The sequence below is a fragment of the Flavobacterium sp. genome (assembly GCF_027531705.1).
In the GTDB taxonomy this organism is placed as follows: domain Bacteria; phylum Bacteroidota; class Bacteroidia; order Flavobacteriales; family Flavobacteriaceae; genus Flavobacterium.
In genome coordinates this window covers 13,717-31,102 of the sequence record NZ_JAPZSP010000006.1, presented here as the reverse complement: position 1 = coordinate 31,102, position 17,386 = coordinate 13,717, and the positions used below count along the sequence as shown (strand labels likewise).

18 protein-coding genes are annotated in these 17,386 nt (G+C 31.7%); 14 read left to right on the top strand and 4 right to left on the bottom strand.

The features are described from left to right. Positions 1 to 27 precede the first annotated feature (27 nt). Positions 28 to 1,299 carry a glucose-1-phosphate adenylyltransferase gene (locus O9267_RS02795; protein WP_298175741.1) on the top strand — a complete coding sequence of 424 codons (1,272 nt, stop codon included), beginning with the start codon at positions 28 to 30 and terminating at the stop codon, positions 1,297 to 1,299. 50 nt (positions 1,300 to 1,349) lie between these two features. Here the strand turns inward: O9267_RS02795 and O9267_RS02790 are convergent, their stop codons facing one another. The 4 genes from O9267_RS02790 to O9267_RS02775 form a co-directional block, all read right to left on the bottom strand. Further along, positions 1,350 to 1,808 (bottom strand): Mpo1-like protein, encoded by a 459-nt coding sequence (locus O9267_RS02790; protein ID WP_298175739.1) that lies wholly within the window; start codon positions 1,806 to 1,808, stop codon positions 1,350 to 1,352. A 12-nt stretch (positions 1,809 to 1,820) separates the two neighbouring features. After that, positions 1,821 to 2,111 carry a cytochrome c gene (locus O9267_RS02785; protein ID WP_298175737.1) on the bottom strand — a complete coding sequence of 97 codons (291 nt, stop codon included), beginning with the start codon at positions 2,109 to 2,111 and terminating at the stop codon, positions 1,821 to 1,823. Positions 2,112 to 2,152: 41 nt separating this feature from the next. Next, complete coding sequence (locus tag O9267_RS02780; RefSeq protein WP_298175736.1) at positions 2,153 to 3,352, bottom strand: hypothetical protein; 1,200 nt, start codon at positions 3,350 to 3,352, stop codon at positions 2,153 to 2,155. A 94-nt stretch (positions 3,353 to 3,446) separates the two neighbouring features. Continuing rightward, on the bottom strand, positions 3,447 to 4,379 hold the full coding sequence (locus tag O9267_RS02775; RefSeq protein ID WP_298175734.1) for a peptidylprolyl isomerase: 933 nt from the start codon (positions 4,377 to 4,379) through the stop codon (positions 3,447 to 3,449). 93 nt (positions 4,380 to 4,472) lie between these two features. Here O9267_RS02775 and O9267_RS02770 point away from each other — a divergent pair, with 93 nt between their 5' ends. The 13 genes from O9267_RS02770 (at position 4,473) to O9267_RS02710 (ending at position 17,384) form a co-directional block, all read left to right on the top strand. Beyond that, positions 4,473 to 5,273, top strand: coding sequence for a class I SAM-dependent methyltransferase (locus tag O9267_RS02770; protein ID WP_298175732.1), 801 nt, complete (start codon positions 4,473 to 4,475; stop codon positions 5,271 to 5,273). Positions 5,274 to 5,366: 93 nt separating this feature from the next. After that, complete coding sequence (gene trmD / locus O9267_RS02765) at positions 5,367 to 6,044, top strand: tRNA (guanosine(37)-N1)-methyltransferase TrmD (protein ID WP_298175730.1); 678 nt, start codon at positions 5,367 to 5,369, stop codon at positions 6,042 to 6,044. Between the two features lie 175 nt (positions 6,045 to 6,219). Beyond that, positions 6,220 to 6,570 (top strand): 50S ribosomal protein L19, encoded by a 351-nt coding sequence (rplS, locus tag O9267_RS02760; RefSeq protein ID WP_298175729.1) that lies wholly within the window; start codon positions 6,220 to 6,222, stop codon positions 6,568 to 6,570. A 215-nt stretch (positions 6,571 to 6,785) separates the two neighbouring features. Then, complete coding sequence (locus O9267_RS02755) at positions 6,786 to 8,009, top strand: NADP-dependent isocitrate dehydrogenase (RefSeq protein WP_298175728.1); 1,224 nt, start codon at positions 6,786 to 6,788, stop codon at positions 8,007 to 8,009. A 100-nt stretch (positions 8,010 to 8,109) separates the two neighbouring features. Further along, positions 8,110 to 8,841: a hypothetical protein gene (locus tag O9267_RS02750; protein WP_298175725.1), complete on the top strand. Its 732-nt coding sequence runs from the start codon at positions 8,110 to 8,112 to the stop codon at positions 8,839 to 8,841. A gap of 110 nt (positions 8,842 to 8,951) precedes the next feature. Next, positions 8,952 to 10,091 carry a helix-turn-helix domain-containing protein gene (locus O9267_RS02745; protein ID WP_298175723.1) on the top strand — a complete coding sequence of 380 codons (1,140 nt, stop codon included), beginning with the start codon at positions 8,952 to 8,954 and terminating at the stop codon, positions 10,089 to 10,091. Between the two features lie 61 nt (positions 10,092 to 10,152). Beyond that, positions 10,153 to 10,986: an alpha/beta hydrolase gene (locus O9267_RS02740; protein WP_298175721.1), complete on the top strand. Its 834-nt coding sequence runs from the start codon at positions 10,153 to 10,155 to the stop codon at positions 10,984 to 10,986. A gap of 84 nt (positions 10,987 to 11,070) precedes the next feature. Continuing rightward, the gene (locus O9267_RS02735) at positions 11,071 to 13,446 is read left to right on the top strand and encodes a TonB-dependent receptor (protein ID WP_298175719.1); all 2,376 of its coding nucleotides are present in this window, start codon (positions 11,071 to 11,073) and stop codon (positions 13,444 to 13,446) included. A gap of 4 nt (positions 13,447 to 13,450) precedes the next feature. Further along, complete coding sequence (locus O9267_RS02730; RefSeq protein ID WP_298175717.1) at positions 13,451 to 14,284, top strand: DUF4249 family protein; 834 nt, start codon at positions 13,451 to 13,453, stop codon at positions 14,282 to 14,284. 203 nt (positions 14,285 to 14,487) lie between these two features. Continuing rightward, positions 14,488 to 15,150: a thiamine diphosphokinase gene (locus tag O9267_RS02725; protein WP_298175716.1), complete on the top strand. Its 663-nt coding sequence runs from the start codon at positions 14,488 to 14,490 to the stop codon at positions 15,148 to 15,150. 13 nt (positions 15,151 to 15,163) lie between these two features. Further along, positions 15,164 to 16,537, top strand: coding sequence for an MATE family efflux transporter (locus O9267_RS02720; RefSeq protein WP_298175714.1), 1,374 nt, complete (start codon positions 15,164 to 15,166; stop codon positions 16,535 to 16,537). A gap of 7 nt (positions 16,538 to 16,544) precedes the next feature. Beyond that, positions 16,545 to 17,126, top strand: a complete 582-nt coding sequence (locus O9267_RS02715; RefSeq protein WP_298175712.1) for a hypothetical protein — start codon at positions 16,545 to 16,547, stop codon at positions 17,124 to 17,126. 30 nt (positions 17,127 to 17,156) lie between these two features. Beyond that, positions 17,157 to 17,384, top strand: a complete 228-nt coding sequence (locus tag O9267_RS02710; protein WP_298175710.1) for a hypothetical protein — start codon at positions 17,157 to 17,159, stop codon at positions 17,382 to 17,384. Positions 17,385 to 17,386 lie beyond the last annotated feature (2 nt).

Sequence of the window (17,386 nt, the reverse complement as noted above, 5' to 3'; positions counted from 1 at the left end):
TGTTTAGTTCCTCACAATGACAAAAAAATGAGAAAAAGTACATTAGCCATTATTTTGGGTGGCGGACAAGGTTCAAGATTATCCCCATTAACAGAAAGTCGTTCTAAACCTGCAGTTCCAATTGCTGGAAAGTATCGCTTGGTAGATATTCCGATTTCAAATTGTATTAATTCTGACATTAAAAGAATGTTTGTTTTGACACAATTTAATTCGGCTTCGCTAAATCAGCACATCAAAAACACGTATCATTTTAGTCATTTTAGCACTGCTTTTGTAGATATTTTGGCTGCAGAGCAAACACCTGATAATCCAACATGGTTTCAAGGAACGGCGGATGCTGTAAGGCAATGTATGAACCACTTTTTGAATCACGAATTTGATTACGCATTGATATTATCAGGTGATCAATTATATCAAATGAATTTCAATGAAATGATAAAAGCGCATCAAGAAAGCGGTGCCGATATTTCGATAGCAACGTTACCAGTAAATGCAAAAGAAGCACCCGAATTTGGAATTTTGAAAACCGATTCTGAGAACTTTATCACTTCATTTATTGAAAAACCAAATGCTGATTTATTACCAGAATGGACTTCGGAAGTTAGTGAGGAATCGAAAGCTGAAGGCAAGCATTATTTGGCTTCAATGGGAATTTATATTTTCAATCGCAAATTGTTAATTGATTTAATGTCAAATCCTGACACGAAAGATTTTGGTAAAGAAATCATTCCGCAAGCCATCGGAAAACAAAAAATATTAAGTTATCAGTACGAAGGTTATTGGACTGATATCGGAAACATTGATTCATTTTTTGAAGCTAATTTAGGATTGACAGACGATATTCCGAAATTCAATTTGTTTGACAACTCAGGAAAAATTTATACTCGTGCCAGAGTATTACCACCTTCAAAAATTACTGGTGGTTCGACCGTCGACAAATCAATAATAGCAGAAGGTTGCATCATAAACGGAACCAAAATTGAGCATTCAGTAATTGGAATCCGTACGCGAATTAATAGAGATTCAATCATTACCAATTCCTATTTGATGGGTAACGATTATTATCAGAATTTGGATGAAATAAGTCATAATATTTACAACAACATTATCAACATTGGAATTGGAGAAAGATGCTTCATAAACAACACAATCGTTGATAAAAATTGTAAAATCGGAAACGATGTAAAGCTTAATGGTGGCAAACATTTAAAAGACGCCAATACCGATTTATACACCATAAAAGATGGAATTATTGTGGTAAAAAAAGGAGTTACTTTGCCAGATGGTTTTACGATTTAAAGAAAAAAAAAGTCCAAATTTCAAATAGATTTGGACTTTTTTATTATTATTTATTTAGTCAACTTTTCAAACACCCAAGCAGGTCCAATTAGTAAAAATTGTAAATCTTTTAGAAAAGAAGGTTTTTTTCCTTCTACTTTATGTCCGTAAAATTGTCCAATCCATGCAATGACAAAGATAACAATTGAAAAGGGTAATAAAGGTAAATAATCGCTTATCAGACTATTAAAAGCCAAGCAAAAAAACGAGAAGAAAAACATTTTTACTGCCAATCCAATTGATAAGCTTGCATAAAAAAGCAGTACAAAAATTAAAATTACAGATGCCCAATTTTCAATAACTGGCAAGTGTGAAGTAAAAATCTTATTTAAAATTCCAGCTGGAATAGTCATAATCAAACCAACAATTGAAAGATAAATTGCTGGCACACAAATATAATGAATAGATATATTAGTTTCGTTTTGATGACTAACTGCATATTCATCAAACCATTGTTGTAATGTTTTCATGTTTTAATATGATTAATTCATAGTCAAATAAGCATATATTTTTTCTCTCTCTTGGTCTGTAATATTAGCTTTTTTTTGCATACTTAGCAAAATTGGTTTCCATTGTTCGGCTGTATAATCTTTGGGTTTAAACAATTCATGACACTTTGCACAATTGTTTTCGTAAGACATTTTGGCTGCAATCAAGTCTGGTGTTAGAACGATTTTAGCAGTTTGACTAGTACTTGTTGTTGGTGAAGTTTTAGGAGAACACGCAAAAATTAGCAATGCTATTAAGGAGATAATTGAAATTCTTGTCTTCATTTTTTAGTTGTTTTTGGATTATAAAAAGTAAAAATAGATAATTATTTTAAAATATTATATTTATTGAAACTATTTTGACTAACATCGCTTCCACCCCATTCTACTAGAGTAAAACCTATGCGATTTGTTTTTGGCAATTTTTGCTCTTCTATTTGAATGTATTCTTCTAAACTATAAAACTCCATAAATACTCTTAAATTGGTATCTGGTTTTGGGTTAATGTCGTTTGTAGAAATACTATCATAATCAGAATTAACTAAAAAGTGAATAAAATTCAATTCGTTTTTTTCTAAAATAGGCAACCAAAATTGAATAAAATCATTCGTTTCATTTGTATTCAGACCAATGTGTTCTAGTTTTTGAATTAAAAATGATGTCAAATCTTTCTTGGCAACGACAAATCCTGATTTATAGTCATAATGCTCTGAAGGAAATGCCATTTCTCCATCCCAAAATAATGAATTATAAAATCGATTGGTTTTTTTATCAAAAATCTTACCATCAGGATAAGCTGTGATCTTCCAACTTGTATCATATTTTGGAAATGTTGTCAAAAGTTTCCCTTTGAAATTAAATTTAAAATCAACTTCTGTAGTTTTTTCAGGATAAAGATAAATTACAGGTTTTTTTACCATAATTCCTGTGTTGTTATCTATTGCTGATTTTAAAAAAACATTCTTTAACTTTTCACTTACAATCAATTCTCTTGTTGATTCATAACCTAGACAAGTGAAATTTAATACATCATCAATTCTTGCCGGTATCTCAAAATTTCCCAAACTGTCTGTAACAACTTCTACCGATGAGTTTAAATTAAAAACTCTTGCAGAAGAAATCGGGACTTCTTCACAATCATAAATTTTACCTTTAAGTTGAAATACTTTCTTGTCAGAATTATTTATTTGAACTAATTGGTAAAGATCTTGCATTCTTCTTCTTTCTCTTCGACTTATTCCTTTTGTTTCAACCAAAAGAACTCCATTAGCTGCCAACACTCCAAACTTTGAAATAGCTTTTTCTACTCTTAAAACTGTTATACTTTTTATATTATCAGGAACAATTTTATCTAAGTATTCGTTATCAATTAATTTTCCATCAACGACTAGTATTGGCTTTTTAATGAAATTTTTATTTGAATTACTATTTATTTGGCTTTTATATACCTTTAATGAATCATGTTGGGCAAATCCAAATAAAGTAAATAAGAAAAATATAAAACTGAAATTTAATGTGTTTTTCATACAATATCATTTCTGTAAATATAAAAAAATCCCAATAGAATTAACTATCAGGATTACTTTTAACTTCGTATCTTGTATTTCGTACCTCGTACTTTTACTTCACATCCATCAATTCAACATCAAAAACCAAAGTTGCATTTGGTGGAATTACACCGCCAGCACCACTTGTTCCGTAGCCTAAATACGATGGAATTACAAAACGAGCTTTATCACCCACTTGCAATAATTGAATTCCTTCATCCCAACCTTCAATAACATGTCCTTTTCCTAACGGAAATTCGATTGGTTTTTTTCTTGGATAAGAAGAATCAAACGTTTTACCATTTTCTAATTGTCCTGTATAATGAACAGAAACTGTTTTTCCAGCTTCTGCTTTTTTACCATTTCCTTTTTGGATAATTTTATAACGCAAACCGCTTTCTGTTTTATCAAAACCAGCTGCTAATTTTTCCATTGCTTCTTCAGCTTGTTTTTTTGCTTCTTCAATTCTTCTTAATCTTGAACCTTCAAAAGTTCTGAAAGCTTCTATTGCATTCCATTTTTCTGCCTCTTCACCTACTCTAATAATTTCTATTGTTTCAAGCAAATCACCTTGCGCAACAGCATCAACAATATCTTGACCTTCTACAACATGACCAAAAACAGAATGCTTACCATCTAACCATGGTGTTGGAACATGCGTTATGAAAAACTGAGTTCCGTTAGTTCCTGGTCCAGCATTTGCCATTGACAAAACGCCTGGTTTATCATGTTTTAAAGTTGGGTGAAACTCATCATCAAATTTGTAACCACCATCGCCAGTTCCTGTTCCAAGTGGGCAACCACCTTGAATCATAAAATCTGGAATTACTCTGTGGAATTTTAATCCATCATAATACGGTTTCCCCATTGGTTTTACTGAGTTTTCTAACTGACCTTCAGCCAATCCTACAAAGTTTCCAACTGTTCCTGGTGTTAAATCGTGCGTTAATTTTACTAAAATTGAACCTTTTGAAGTGTTGAATTTAGCGTATATTCCGTTTTCCATTCTATTGTATTTTTTATTTGTGGTGCAAATTTACAAAATTAAAATTGTTCTAATTTATATTAAATACTACATTTGAAATATTATTACTTTGAAATGAAAACAAAAATTGACTACATAACTATCAACAAACAAACATGGAACAATAAAACCGATGTTCATATTGATTCTGAATTTTATGATATGGAAGGTTTTCTTAACGGGAAATCAACTTTAAATACTATTGAATTAGAATTACTTGGCGATATAAAAGGAAAAAATATTTTGCATTTACAATGCCATTTTGGTCAAGACACGATGACTTTTTCGAGAATGGGCGCAAAAGCTACAGGAATTGATTTGTCAGATAAAGCTATTGATAGAGCCAAAGAATTTGCTGCAAAATTAAATTTGGACACGACTTTTGTTTGTTGTGATATTTATGACACTCCAAAGTTTATTGACGAGAAATTCGATATTGTTTTTACAAGTTACGGAACCATTGGTTGGTTTCCTGATTTGGAGAAATGGGCAAATGTGATTTCGCATTTTTTAAAACCAGATGGAAAGTTTGTAATGGCAGATTTTCATCCTGTGGTTTGGATGTACGATAATGATTTTAAAGAAGTTTTTTATAGCTATTTTAATATTGAACCAATAATAGAAGAAGAATCTGGAACGTATGCTGATAAAGAAGCTCAACTTTCAGCAAAAACTATCGGCTGGAATCACCCGATTTCTGAAATTTTGAATGCTCTTATTACTAGCGGTTTGGAAATTAATTGTTTCAATGAATATGATTATTCTCCGTACAATTGCTTTAATGAAACCGAAGAATTTGAACCTAATAAATTCAGAATTAAAAAGTTTGAAAATAAAATCCCGATGGTTTATGCTATAAAAGCAAGTAAGAAATAGAATTCAAAAATCAATTACAATAGCAAAAATCAATTACAATTTTATTGAATTTGATTTTTGAATTTGATATTGTCATTTAACTATCTTTGCCAAATGCGAATAGATATCATTACCATTTTACCAGAATTACTACGAAGTCCTTTTGAAGCATCGATTATGAAACGTGCTATTGATAAAGGTTTGGTGGAAGTTCATTTTCATAATTTGAGAGATTATACAACCAATAAACAGAAATCGGTTGACGATTATCCTTTTGGTGGTGGCGCTGGTATGGTGATGATGGTGCAACCAATTGATGCTTGTATTACTCATTTGAAAAGTCAGCGTGATTATGATGAAGTTATTTACATGTCGCCTGATGGAGAAACGCTGAACCAAAAAATGGCCAATACAGCATCGATGTACGAAAATATAATTATTTTGTGTGGACATTATAAAGGTGTTGATCAACGCGTTCGCGACCATTTTATTACCAAAGAAATTTCGATTGGTGATTATGTTTTGAGTGGCGGTGAAATTGGTGCCATCGTTTTTTGCGATTCCATTATACGATTAATACCAGGTGTTTTGAGTGATGAAACCTCAGCATTGACCGATAGTTTTCAGGATGGATTGCTTTCGGGACCAATATATACAAGACCTGCCGATTACAAAGGTTGGAAAGTACCAGAAGTTTTAACTAGCGGTCATTTTGCCAAAATTGACAAGTGGCGAGAAGATATGGCGTTTGAACATACTAAGAATAGACGACCTGATTTGTTGGAAGAATAGTCGCAGTTGACAGTCGTAGTCTCAGTATATTTACTGAAAACTGAGACTGAGACTGAAAACTAAAATGAAAAGTTGTTTATTTAAAATAAAGTTGTAAATTTGCACCCACATTTGACCAACCTCTGGCGAAAACCGCGAATGTTGCTCTGATTTTAAACCATAATTAGCAATTAAAATGGCAAATTTAGTAGATTTCGTTAATAGCGAATTTGTAACAAGAAAAGATTTCCCTGTATTTGGAGCTGGTGATACTATCACAGTTTACTACGAAATTAAAGAGGGTGAAAAAACAAGAACTCAGTTTTTTAAAGGAGTTGTTATTCAAAGAAGAGGTTCTGGATCAACAGAAACTTTTACAATCCGTAAAATGTCTGGTGCAATTGGTGTAGAGCGTATCTTCCCAGTAAACTTACCAGCTTTACAAAAAATTGAAATTAACAAGAAAGGTGCTGTACGTAGAGCAAGAATTTTCTACTTCAGAGAACTTACTGGTAAAAAAGCAAAAATTAAAGACAAAAGAAGATAATTCTTTTTTCACAATTTATAGAAAGTCTCGATTTGTTCGAGACTTTTTTTATGCAAAAAAAATAGGTTCAAATTATCAAATTCGCAATTTAAAAACCTTAAAATAGCAATTTCACAATTCAATCGATTTCGTGTCTAAAGTTTTATTTTAAAGGTTTAAATTCTTTATATTTGTTTCCGCGATTTTTTTATAAAAACAAACAAAACACAATTAATATGGCAAAAATTAAAGTAGCCAATCCAGTAGTCGAATTGGATGGCGATGAAATGACACGAATTATTTGGAGATTTATTAAAGACAAATTAATTCTTCCTTACTTAGAATTAGATATAAAATACTACGATTTAGGCAGAGATAGCAGAGAAGCTACCAAAGACCAAATCACCATTGACTCAGCCGAAGCAATAAAAAAATACAATGTCGGTATCAAGTGCGCTACTATTACACCAGACGAAGAGCGCGTAAAAGAATTCAATTTATCAGAAATGTGGAAATCACCAAACGGAACCATTCGTAATATAGTTGGTGGAACAGTTTTTCGTGAACCAATTATTATGAGCAACGTACCAAGGTATGTACAAGGTTGGACAAAACCAATTGTTATTGGTCGTCACGCTTTTGGAGATCAATACAAAGCTACTGATAAAGTTATTAAAGGAAAAGGAACATTAACAATGTCTTTTACCAACGAAGCTGGTGAAACTACTGAATGGAAAGTATACGATTTTAAAGGTGATGGTGTAGCAATGTCAATGTACAATACTGACGAAAGTATTTACGGATTTGCTCATTCTTCATTCCAAATGGCGTTGACTAAAAAATGGCCATTATATCTTTCTACCAAAAACACAATCTTGAAAGCTTACGACGGAAGATTCAAAGATATTTTTGAAGAAGTTTTTCAACAACACTACAAAGCCGATTTTGATGCAAACGGAATGACTTACGAACACAGACTTATAGACGACATGGTTGCATCTGCAATGAAATGGAACGGAGGATTTGTTTGGGCATGTAAAAACTATGATGGCGATGTTCAGTCAGACACTGTTGCACAAGGATTTGGTTCATTGGGATTAATGACTTCTGTATTGGTAACTCCAGATGGAAAAACGGTTGAAGCTGAAGCTGCTCACGGAACAGTAACACGTCACTACAGAATGCATCAACAAGGAAAAGCAACTTCTACCAACCCAATTGCATCAATTTTTGCATGGACAAGAGGCTTAGAGCATAGAGGAAAATTAGACGGAAATCAAGAATTAATTAATTTCTGTAATGCTTTAGAGCAGGTTTGTATTGATACAGTTGAATCTGGAAAAATGACTAAAGATTTAGCTATGTTAGTTAAGCCAGAAGGTTTAACAGATGCAGACTACTTAACAACTGAAGCATTCTTAGAAGCAATTAAAACTAACTTGGATAGTAAATTAGGATAATTTATTTTCTATAATTTATATTAAAAAAGACAATCAGAAATGGTTGTCTTTTTTTAATTAAAAATAAAACTATATTTGTAAAAACTTTAAAAACAATAAAATGAAAAATTTAAAACAAATTTTAGTAGTACTACTGCTAGCAACTACACTAGTATCATCTGCTCAAAAAAAGAAAGTAGCCGTTGTTACTTTTTATGCCGACAAAATGGTAGATGTTTCTGAACTTGGTGGTTTAGCAACAATTATAAAAGAAGTGACAAACTTAAGAGACGATCCAAATTTTAATTTAACGCCTACTTTAGAAAAATTTCATAATGATTTTTTTAACGAATATTCAAAACAATTCCCATTTGAATTAATGCCAGAGCAAGAGGTATTGACAAATCCAAACTATATTTCATTTGAACCAAAGTATGAAGATAAATATTTTGATAGAAATTATTTATTATACCCAAATTACAAATACATTTATGAAGGCTTTGCAGGTAAATATAATGAAGAAGGAATTGCAAAAGCATTAGGCGACAAAGTAGATGGAGTATTATTCGTAAATCTTAATTTTGCATTTCAAAAAGGTTTTGGAATTGGAGGGACATCAACATTAAAAGTAAGAGCCACTGCAAGACTTGCACTATACAATAAAAAAGGAGAAAAGGTGTTTGCTTTTTTTGAAGGTGAAGATTCAAAAAAAACAGCCATAATGGTGGGTGGAATTCCTGTTATATCAGCAGAAAAAGTACTTCCGATGTGTAATAGCGCGATGGAAGAGCTAATGGGTGATTTACAAAAAAGAATTGCTAAAATTGTTAAAAAATCAGAGATGAAATTGTAACAATTTTTAAACTAATTATAAGATATAGACAATCAGCAATGGTTGTCTTTTTTTTGTCATTTTGTAACATAAATTCTGTTTATTTGTCTAACCAAGATAAATTACTTTTTATGTCCTTTTTTTTAAGCGCATTAATAGCTGGAGCTTGCTTTTTATTGCTTTACATTATTCTAATTAATGTAAAAAAAGTGAATGTTATAGCAAATAAATGGTTTGCGGGTTTTATCTTTTGTTTACTCGTTTTAACCAGCGTAACTATTCTGGTTGAATCAAAAACAATTTATGAAAGTTCAATTATTGTAGAGGGACTTTCTATTTTTATTTTTCTTATTTCTCCATTTTTTTATCTAAGCATCACATATTTTATTAAGCCAACTAATAGCTGGAAACATCTAAATCATTTACATTTTTGGTTGGGATACTTTTATCTATTCCTATTTATTTTATCCTTTTTTTTTGATGAAAATCCAAAAGCAGAAGATGTTTCGCAAAACACTATTCATGTGGCAAACTATATTTTAGCTTCAATTGTTTCAATTCAGGTTTTCACCTATTGTTTTTTATCTTATAGAAAAATTGTTGAGCATCAAAAAAACATTTTGCTTTATCGTTCAACAACTGAAAACATTGACTTAGGTTGGCTAAAAAAAATTAGTCTTGCTGTAATTATTATGGGATTCTTTTTTGCGACAGATCTTTTATTTCAACTTTCAGAAAAATTTATTCTTTTCGATATTTTTACTAGCTTTTTATATCTAATTACAATAATGTACATTGCTTTTTTCTGGCTAAAACAAGAAGAAATTTATCCTTATTCTATTGAAGAAAAAAATGAAATTATTTCAATCATTGAAGAATCGAATTTGGTCGAAGACAAAAAGAAAAAACTAATTTCAGATGAAAATTTAGATAAAATAAAATCCGAATTGATAAAATTAATGGAAACTGAAAAACCTTTTTTAGATAGTGAGCTTAATTTAGTCAAACTAGCCAACAAAATGAATCTCTCATCTCACCTACTTTCATATTTAATTAATAATGGATTTGATGAAAATTTTTTTCAATTTATAAATAGATATCGAATTGAAGAAGCAAAAAATTTAATTCTAAATCCGAAAATGAATCATTTAAGTCTTCTTGGAATAGGTTTTGAAGTTGGATTTAATTCTAAAACCGTTTTCAATACCACTTTCAAAAAAATAACAGGAAAAACACCTTCAGAATACAAAAAAAGTAGTTCCGATTTATAAACAGGAACATTCTAACTCTTGTCAATGTTGATTTTTGCCAAATAATTTTAAAAAAAACAAAATGAAACATTTGGCAAACATCTTTGCAAGTTTAGTTCTTTTAGTTATTTCATCATGCTCAAAAGACGATGATAACAATACTCAGGAAGCAAGTTTTAAAGAAGCAAAAATTGATTTAATCACGCACAAACTAGCTTCGTTTTCAATAATTAATAATTCTAAATATCTAATCGTTTTTGAATCAGGACTTGGGGATGATCATAAAGTTTGGAAAGATAAAAGCGTAGCAAATAATATTGCAAAATCATCTGATGTTTTACTCTACGATAGAGCTGGTTATGGAAAATCAGATATAAATAATGAAGCAAGAACCATTTCAAAATTAAGAACTGAATTGGAATCGGTAATCAACAAATTTTCAAATGGTAGAAAAGTAATTTTAGTAGGACATTCTCTTGGTGGAATGATTATTAGAGATTATGCCATTCAAAATCCGACTAAAACAGCCGCTTTACTTTTTGTTGATGCATCTCACGAATTGTATAATAATCCAGATCAAGCCGAAGAAGATTTAATTTACAATCTATTTAAAGATGCTTACGGAAACAATTTTGGTGGAACTTTGGAAGCACAACAATTAATAGAAGATTCACAATATATGACAACACTACCAAATCTTCCAAACATTCCTGTAATTGCAATAACTAGTATGAAAATTGATGCTGAACATAACGCAGATGATAGACAATTATGGTTCAATTCAAAAGAAGCTTTAAGAAATGGTATTACCGATTTTACACATATAACAACAACCAAATCTGGTCATTATGTTATGCTCAGTGAACCTAATTTGATTATAACAAACATTCAAATGTTGCTTTCTAAATTACCTTAACTATTTTACTTAACGATACATTAACAGTCGTTGTGTAACAAAATCACCAATTTTTCGTCAAATTTGCAGTACAAAACCAAAATCATGATTTTAAAAAAAATTATACCCTTCATTTTAATTCTATTTATTTCAAATTTAGGATTCTCTCAAGAAAAATTTACGCTTAGCGGAACCATTTCTGATGCCAGCAGCAACGAAACATTAATAGGTGTAAATGTTATTGCCAAAGACACCAAACTCTACGCAACAACCAACGAATACGGGTTTTACTCGCTAACATTACCCAAAGGTGATTATGAAATCCTAATCAGTTATGTAGGTTTTACAACCATTTCAGAAGCAATTTCTTTAAATCAAAATACCAAAAGAAATTTTTCGCTGCGAGAATCTGGTCAAGAGTTGAAAGAAGTTGTGGTGACTTCCGAAAAAACAAGAGCTAATATTCGAAAACCTGAAATGAGTGTTAACAAACTCTCAATTAGCACAATAAAGCAAATGCCTGTTGTGATGGGAGAAGTTGATGTTATCAAATCGATTCTGTTTCTACCAGGTGTTACCAATGCTGGCGAAGGTCAATCGGGTTTTAACGTTCGTGGTGGTGGTGCCGATCAAAATTTGATTTTGTTAGACGAAGCAACTATTTTCAATTCATCACACGTTTTCGGCTTTTTCTCGGTTTTCAATCCAGATGCCATCAAAGATTTGAAATTATATAAAGGTGGAATACCTTCTAAGTTTGGCGGTCGTGCTTCTTCAGTTTTAGATATTTACCAAAAAGATGGAAACAGTAAAGATTTTCACATCAATGGCGGAATTGGATTAATTACCAGTAGAATTCTTGCTGAAGGTCCAATTGTAAAAGACAAAGGTTCTTTCCTTGTTGGTGGTCGTGGATCTTATGCGCATTTATTTTTGAAGCTTTCTGACAATAAAAATTCTGCTTATTTTTATGATTTAAACACCAAATTGAACTACAAATTAGATAAAAATAATAGCTTATATCTTTCAGGTTATTTTGGTCGCGATGTGTTTTCACTAAACGAAACGTTTACTAATACCTATGGAAATTCAACTCTAAATCTGCGTTGGAATCATCTTTTCAATGACAAATTATTTTCAAATTTATCATTAATCTATAGTGATTACTACTACGGATTAACACTTGATTTCATTGGCTTCAATTGGGATTCTGGAATCAAAAATTATAACTTAAAATACGATTTCAAACATTATTTATCCAATGATATCAAATTGAATTACGGTTTCAATGGAACTTATTACGATTTCAATCCTGGAACCATCGAGCCAATTGACGAAAATTCACAAATCAATTTTAAACAATTAGACAAAAAATACGCTTTTGAACCAGCATTGTATCTCGAAGCCGAACAAAAACTTACTGACAAATTAGCTATTAATTACGGTTTACGTTACAGTTTATTTTATCGATTAGGAAATTCAACGGTAAATTTATACGAAAATAATCAACCTGTAAATTATGATGCTGATTTAAAAATTTACGAAAAAGCAAAACCAATCGGCACTACTAATTTTGGAAAAAACAAAACTATCGCTAGTTTCGACAACTTCGAGCCACGTTTTGCAGCAGCTTATGAATTGAATGAAAATCAATCGGTAAAAGCTAGTTATAATCGAATGGTACAATACCTTCAACTGGTTTCAAACACGGCTTCACCTACTCCACTTGATGTTTGGATGCCAAGTGATAATTATATCAAACCTCAAATTGCTGACCAAGTTGCTATTGGTTATTTTAACAATTTCAAAGAAGATGCTTATACTGTAGAAATTGAAAGTTTTTATAAAACAATCAAAAACAGAATGGATTATATTGATGGCGCCGATTTGATTGCAAACGAAGCTATCGAACAAGTTATTCTTAACGGCGAAATGCGTTCTTATGGACTTGAATTCATGCTTCGCAAAAACACTGGAAACTTGAGCGGTTGGATTGCTTATACTTTATCAAAATCGCAACAAAAAACACCAGGAAGAACCGCTGACGAAATCGGAATTAATAATGGCGAATGGTATCGTTCTGCTTATGATAAAACACACAATCTCGCCGTTACAGGAAGTTATAAATTGAACGAAAAATGGAATTTTGGTGCAAACTTCACGCTGCAAACTGGTCAACCTGTAACCTATCCAAATGGGCAATATACTTACCAAGGCATTACAGTTCCAAGTTACGGAATACGTAATAAAAATAGTTTACCAACCTACCATCATCTAGATGTTGCTGCAACACTAACGCCTAAAAGTAGTCAAACAAAAAAATGGAAAGGCGAATGGGTTTTTAGCGTTTACAACATTTACGGTCGTAAAAATGCTGCTTCCATAAGCTTCCGTGAAAATTCTGAAACAGGAAACAATGAAGCTTCAAGATTATCAATTTTCGGAATTGTGCCTTCAGTTTCTTATAATTTTAAATTCTAATAGTATGAAAAATATAAAACTATATATCGTCCTTATTTTAACTTCATTTTCAATACTAAGCTGTGAAGATGTTATCGATGTCAATTTAGATACAGCCAATCCAAAACTAGTTATAGATGCTTCTATAAAATGGCAAAAAGGCGAAACGGGAAATGTTCAAACAATAAATCTTTCAACAACTACTGATTTTTATTCTAATACAATTCCACCAGCAACTGGCGCAACGGTTTCTGTTATCAATTTATCTTCAGATATTACTATAATTTATAATTTTACCGAAACTACTCCAGGTACTTATGTTTGCACTAATTTTAATCCAATTATCAACGACGAATACCAACTAACTATTGTTTATGCTGGTGAAACTTATAAAGCAACTTCCAAACTCATGCCGACACCAGTAATCGAGTTTGACGAACAAACAATGATTCCGGGTTTTGGTGGTGATGAAATTGTTCAAGTCAAATTTTATTTTGTTGACAACGGTGACGAAGATAATTTTTACCTTGTTGGTGCCAAAAACAGTAATATTGTATATCCTGAATATGGCGTTATAACTGATGAATTTTTTCAAGGAAACATGATGTTTGGCGTTTATATCGATGACAAATTAAAAGCTGGAGATGTAATCGATTATTCGTTACAAGGAATTACCGAAAAATATAGTAATTACATGAACAAATTGTTAAGCATAGCTGGCAGTGACGGTGGAAGTCCTTTTTCAACACCGCCAGCAACTCTTCGTGGAAATATCGTAAACCAAAACAACGCAGACAATTATCCGTTAGGTTACTTTCACTTATCCGAAATTGATACAGGTTCTTATACCATTGAGTAGCTAATCAAGCTATCCATTCCAAGAAAACCTTGTTATAAGCAGTTTTCTAAATTTCTTCAAGAGCTTCCGTTGGTCGCTTTGAAAAAATAAGAAAAACTAAACTTATAACAAGGTTTTGCTTTCCATTACTATCTTGGCTAAAAAAATTATGAATTCAAACGATTATGTTCGTAATTTGCATTTATAAAAAATCCTAAATCAAAATGTCTTCTCATCACATTGTTCGCGACGACCAAGAACCAGCATTAATTATTGCTAACGGCGCCGCATGCAGTTATGAATTATTAGGACAATTATTAGAATGGTCACCAATTGTGATAGTTTTAGACAACGCAATCGACCGTGTTTTGCAATTAGACATAAAAATAGATGTTTTATTAGGCGATTTCGATGATAATTTTAATCCAGAACTTTACAAAGAAAAACAGTTTCCACTAGAAATTGTGTATGCACCCAACCAAGACAAAACCGATTTAGAAAAAGCTTTTGACTATCTTATAGAAAAAGGACACAAAGCCGTAAATGTTGTTTGGGCAACTGGTAAACGAGCCGATCATACTATCACAAATATCACCAATATTGTAAGTTACCGAGATAAATTGAAAATTGTAATTCTCGACGATCACTCAAAAATATTCTTGTTACCAACAAAATTTGAAAAATGGTATACTGCAAAAACGCCAATTTCTCTCATTCCGATTGGAAAAGTAACTGGAATAACAACCGAAAACTTATATTATCCATTAAGGAATGAAGAGCTTACAATAGGTTACCGAACAGGAAGTAGCAACCACGTAATAGAAGACGGAATTGTAAAAATCAAACACCAAGAAGGCGATTTATTACTAATGGAATGTTGGGATTAATTAAAAAACAAAAATGAACTTATCTACCTATACAAAAGAGTTTTCATACAACCTTAAACTGGCTTATCCTGTTATTCTAGGAATGGTTGGCCATACCTTAATAGCAATTGTCGACAATATTATGGTGGGCAAATTAGGCTCAACAGAGTTGGCAGCGGTTTCTCTAGGAAACAGTCTAATCTTTGTAGCCATGTCATTAGGAATCGGATTTTCAACAGCCATAACACCAATAATTGCCGAAGCTGATGCCGAAAATAATCGTAGCAAAATACGTTTGGCTTTTCACAACGGGTTATTTTTATGCACCATTTTAGGTTTTGCCCTATTTGGATTGGTAGTACTTGCCAAACCGGTAATGGAATTATTGCAACAACCCGAAGAAGTAATAACATTAGCTAAACCTTATCTTGATTGGGTTGCTTTTTCGCTTGTGCCCCTTATTATTTACCAAGGTTATAAGCAATTTGCCGACGGACTTTCTATGACCAAATATTCAATGTATGCTATTGTTATGGCAAATATTGTGCATGTGTTTTTTAATTATGTTTTAATATATGGAGTTTGGGGTTTTCCAAAAATGGGAATCATCGGTGCCGGATTAGGAACGGTAATTTCCCGTATTGCTATGGTTGTTTTTATGCACTTTATTTTAGCCAAACAAGAAAAACTAAAACACTATTTTCAAGGATTCAGTTTTGACGAAATCAAGAAAGAGACTATCTCTAAAATTGTCAACCTAGGATTTCCATCTGCTATGCAAATGCTTTTTGAAGTGGTTCTTTTCACAGCAGCAATTTGGCTTTGCGGAAATATTGGTAAAACAAGTCAAGCTGCTAATCAAATAGCTTTGAGCTTGGCGTCGATGACTTTTATGTTTGCAATGGGATTGAGTGTTGTAGCCATGATTAGAGTTGGCAATCAAAAAGGAAATCAAGATTATAAAAATTTGGTAATTATAGCGCGTTCTATATTTTTGCTGGCTATTTTTATCGAAATTATTTTTGCCATACTATTTGTGCTTTTGCATAATTCGTTACCCTATATTTTTCTAAATATGGAAAATCAAGCTCAACTTTTAGACAATAATGAAGTTATTTCAATTGCAGCCAAATTACTTTTAGTTGCGGCAGTTTTTCAAATTTCAGATGGAATTCAGGTGGTAGTTCTTGGTGCGTTACGTGGTTTACAAGATGTAAAGATTCCAATGTACATCACTTTTGTGGCCTATTGGGTTATTGGTTTTCCTATTTCATACTATCTTGGCGAACATACATCCTTAAAAGCTGTTGGTGTTTGGATAGGACTTTTAGCAGGATTATCATTTGCAGCACTTTTTTTGTATATTCGCTTTCACATTCTAACTAAAAAATTAATTAATACTAAATAATTTTATCATGATTCAACTTTTAAGAGGTGAGGAATTTAGAAAAATTGTTGTTCCAGAAAGCTTAAAATTAAATTATGCCATTTCTAATTATGGTCGTCTTGTAAGTTATAAAGAGGAAGTTTTAAAAGGAAACGAACTAAGAGGAAGCATGCTCGAAGGTTATAGAATATGGAAATATGCAGTTTATACAGATGGCAAACGTAAATCAGTTTATATGTTTATGTACAGACTCGTTGCAGAATATTTCATCGAAAAAGCTCCTGATGATGACAGACGATTTGTGCTTCATTTAGATTTTGACAAAGTTAATGATCATGTATCTAACTTAAAATGGGCAAATCAAAAAGAGCTTACAGCGCACCATAGCAAAAATCCACTAGTTATTAAAGCTAAGCAATTTATTATTGAATATAACAAAAAAGCAGATGGTAGAAAACTAACTTCTACTCAAGTTATTCGCATCAAAAAAATGTTGAAACGTGAAGATAATAAAACACGTTTAACATTAATTGCCAAACAATTCAATATAAGTACACAACAACTTTGGCGCATAAGAACTGGTGAAAATTGGGGTCATCTTGAAGTTTAAAAATCTTTTATAATATCTAAAATAACTATAATGCAATTACCAAAATTTGTTCTAGGCGACAACACAGATTTTCCCGAAGATATTTTCATCATTCACCTTGATTATCCACGTTTTATTATCAATCTAAAAGATGATGAAGTAGAATTTATGGAAGAAGATGAAGATCTTGACGAAGCCGAACTCAATGCCGAAATGGAAAACTTGATTACTCTTGCCAACGAATTTTACGATAGAGAAATTCAACGTTACGAAGAATAATT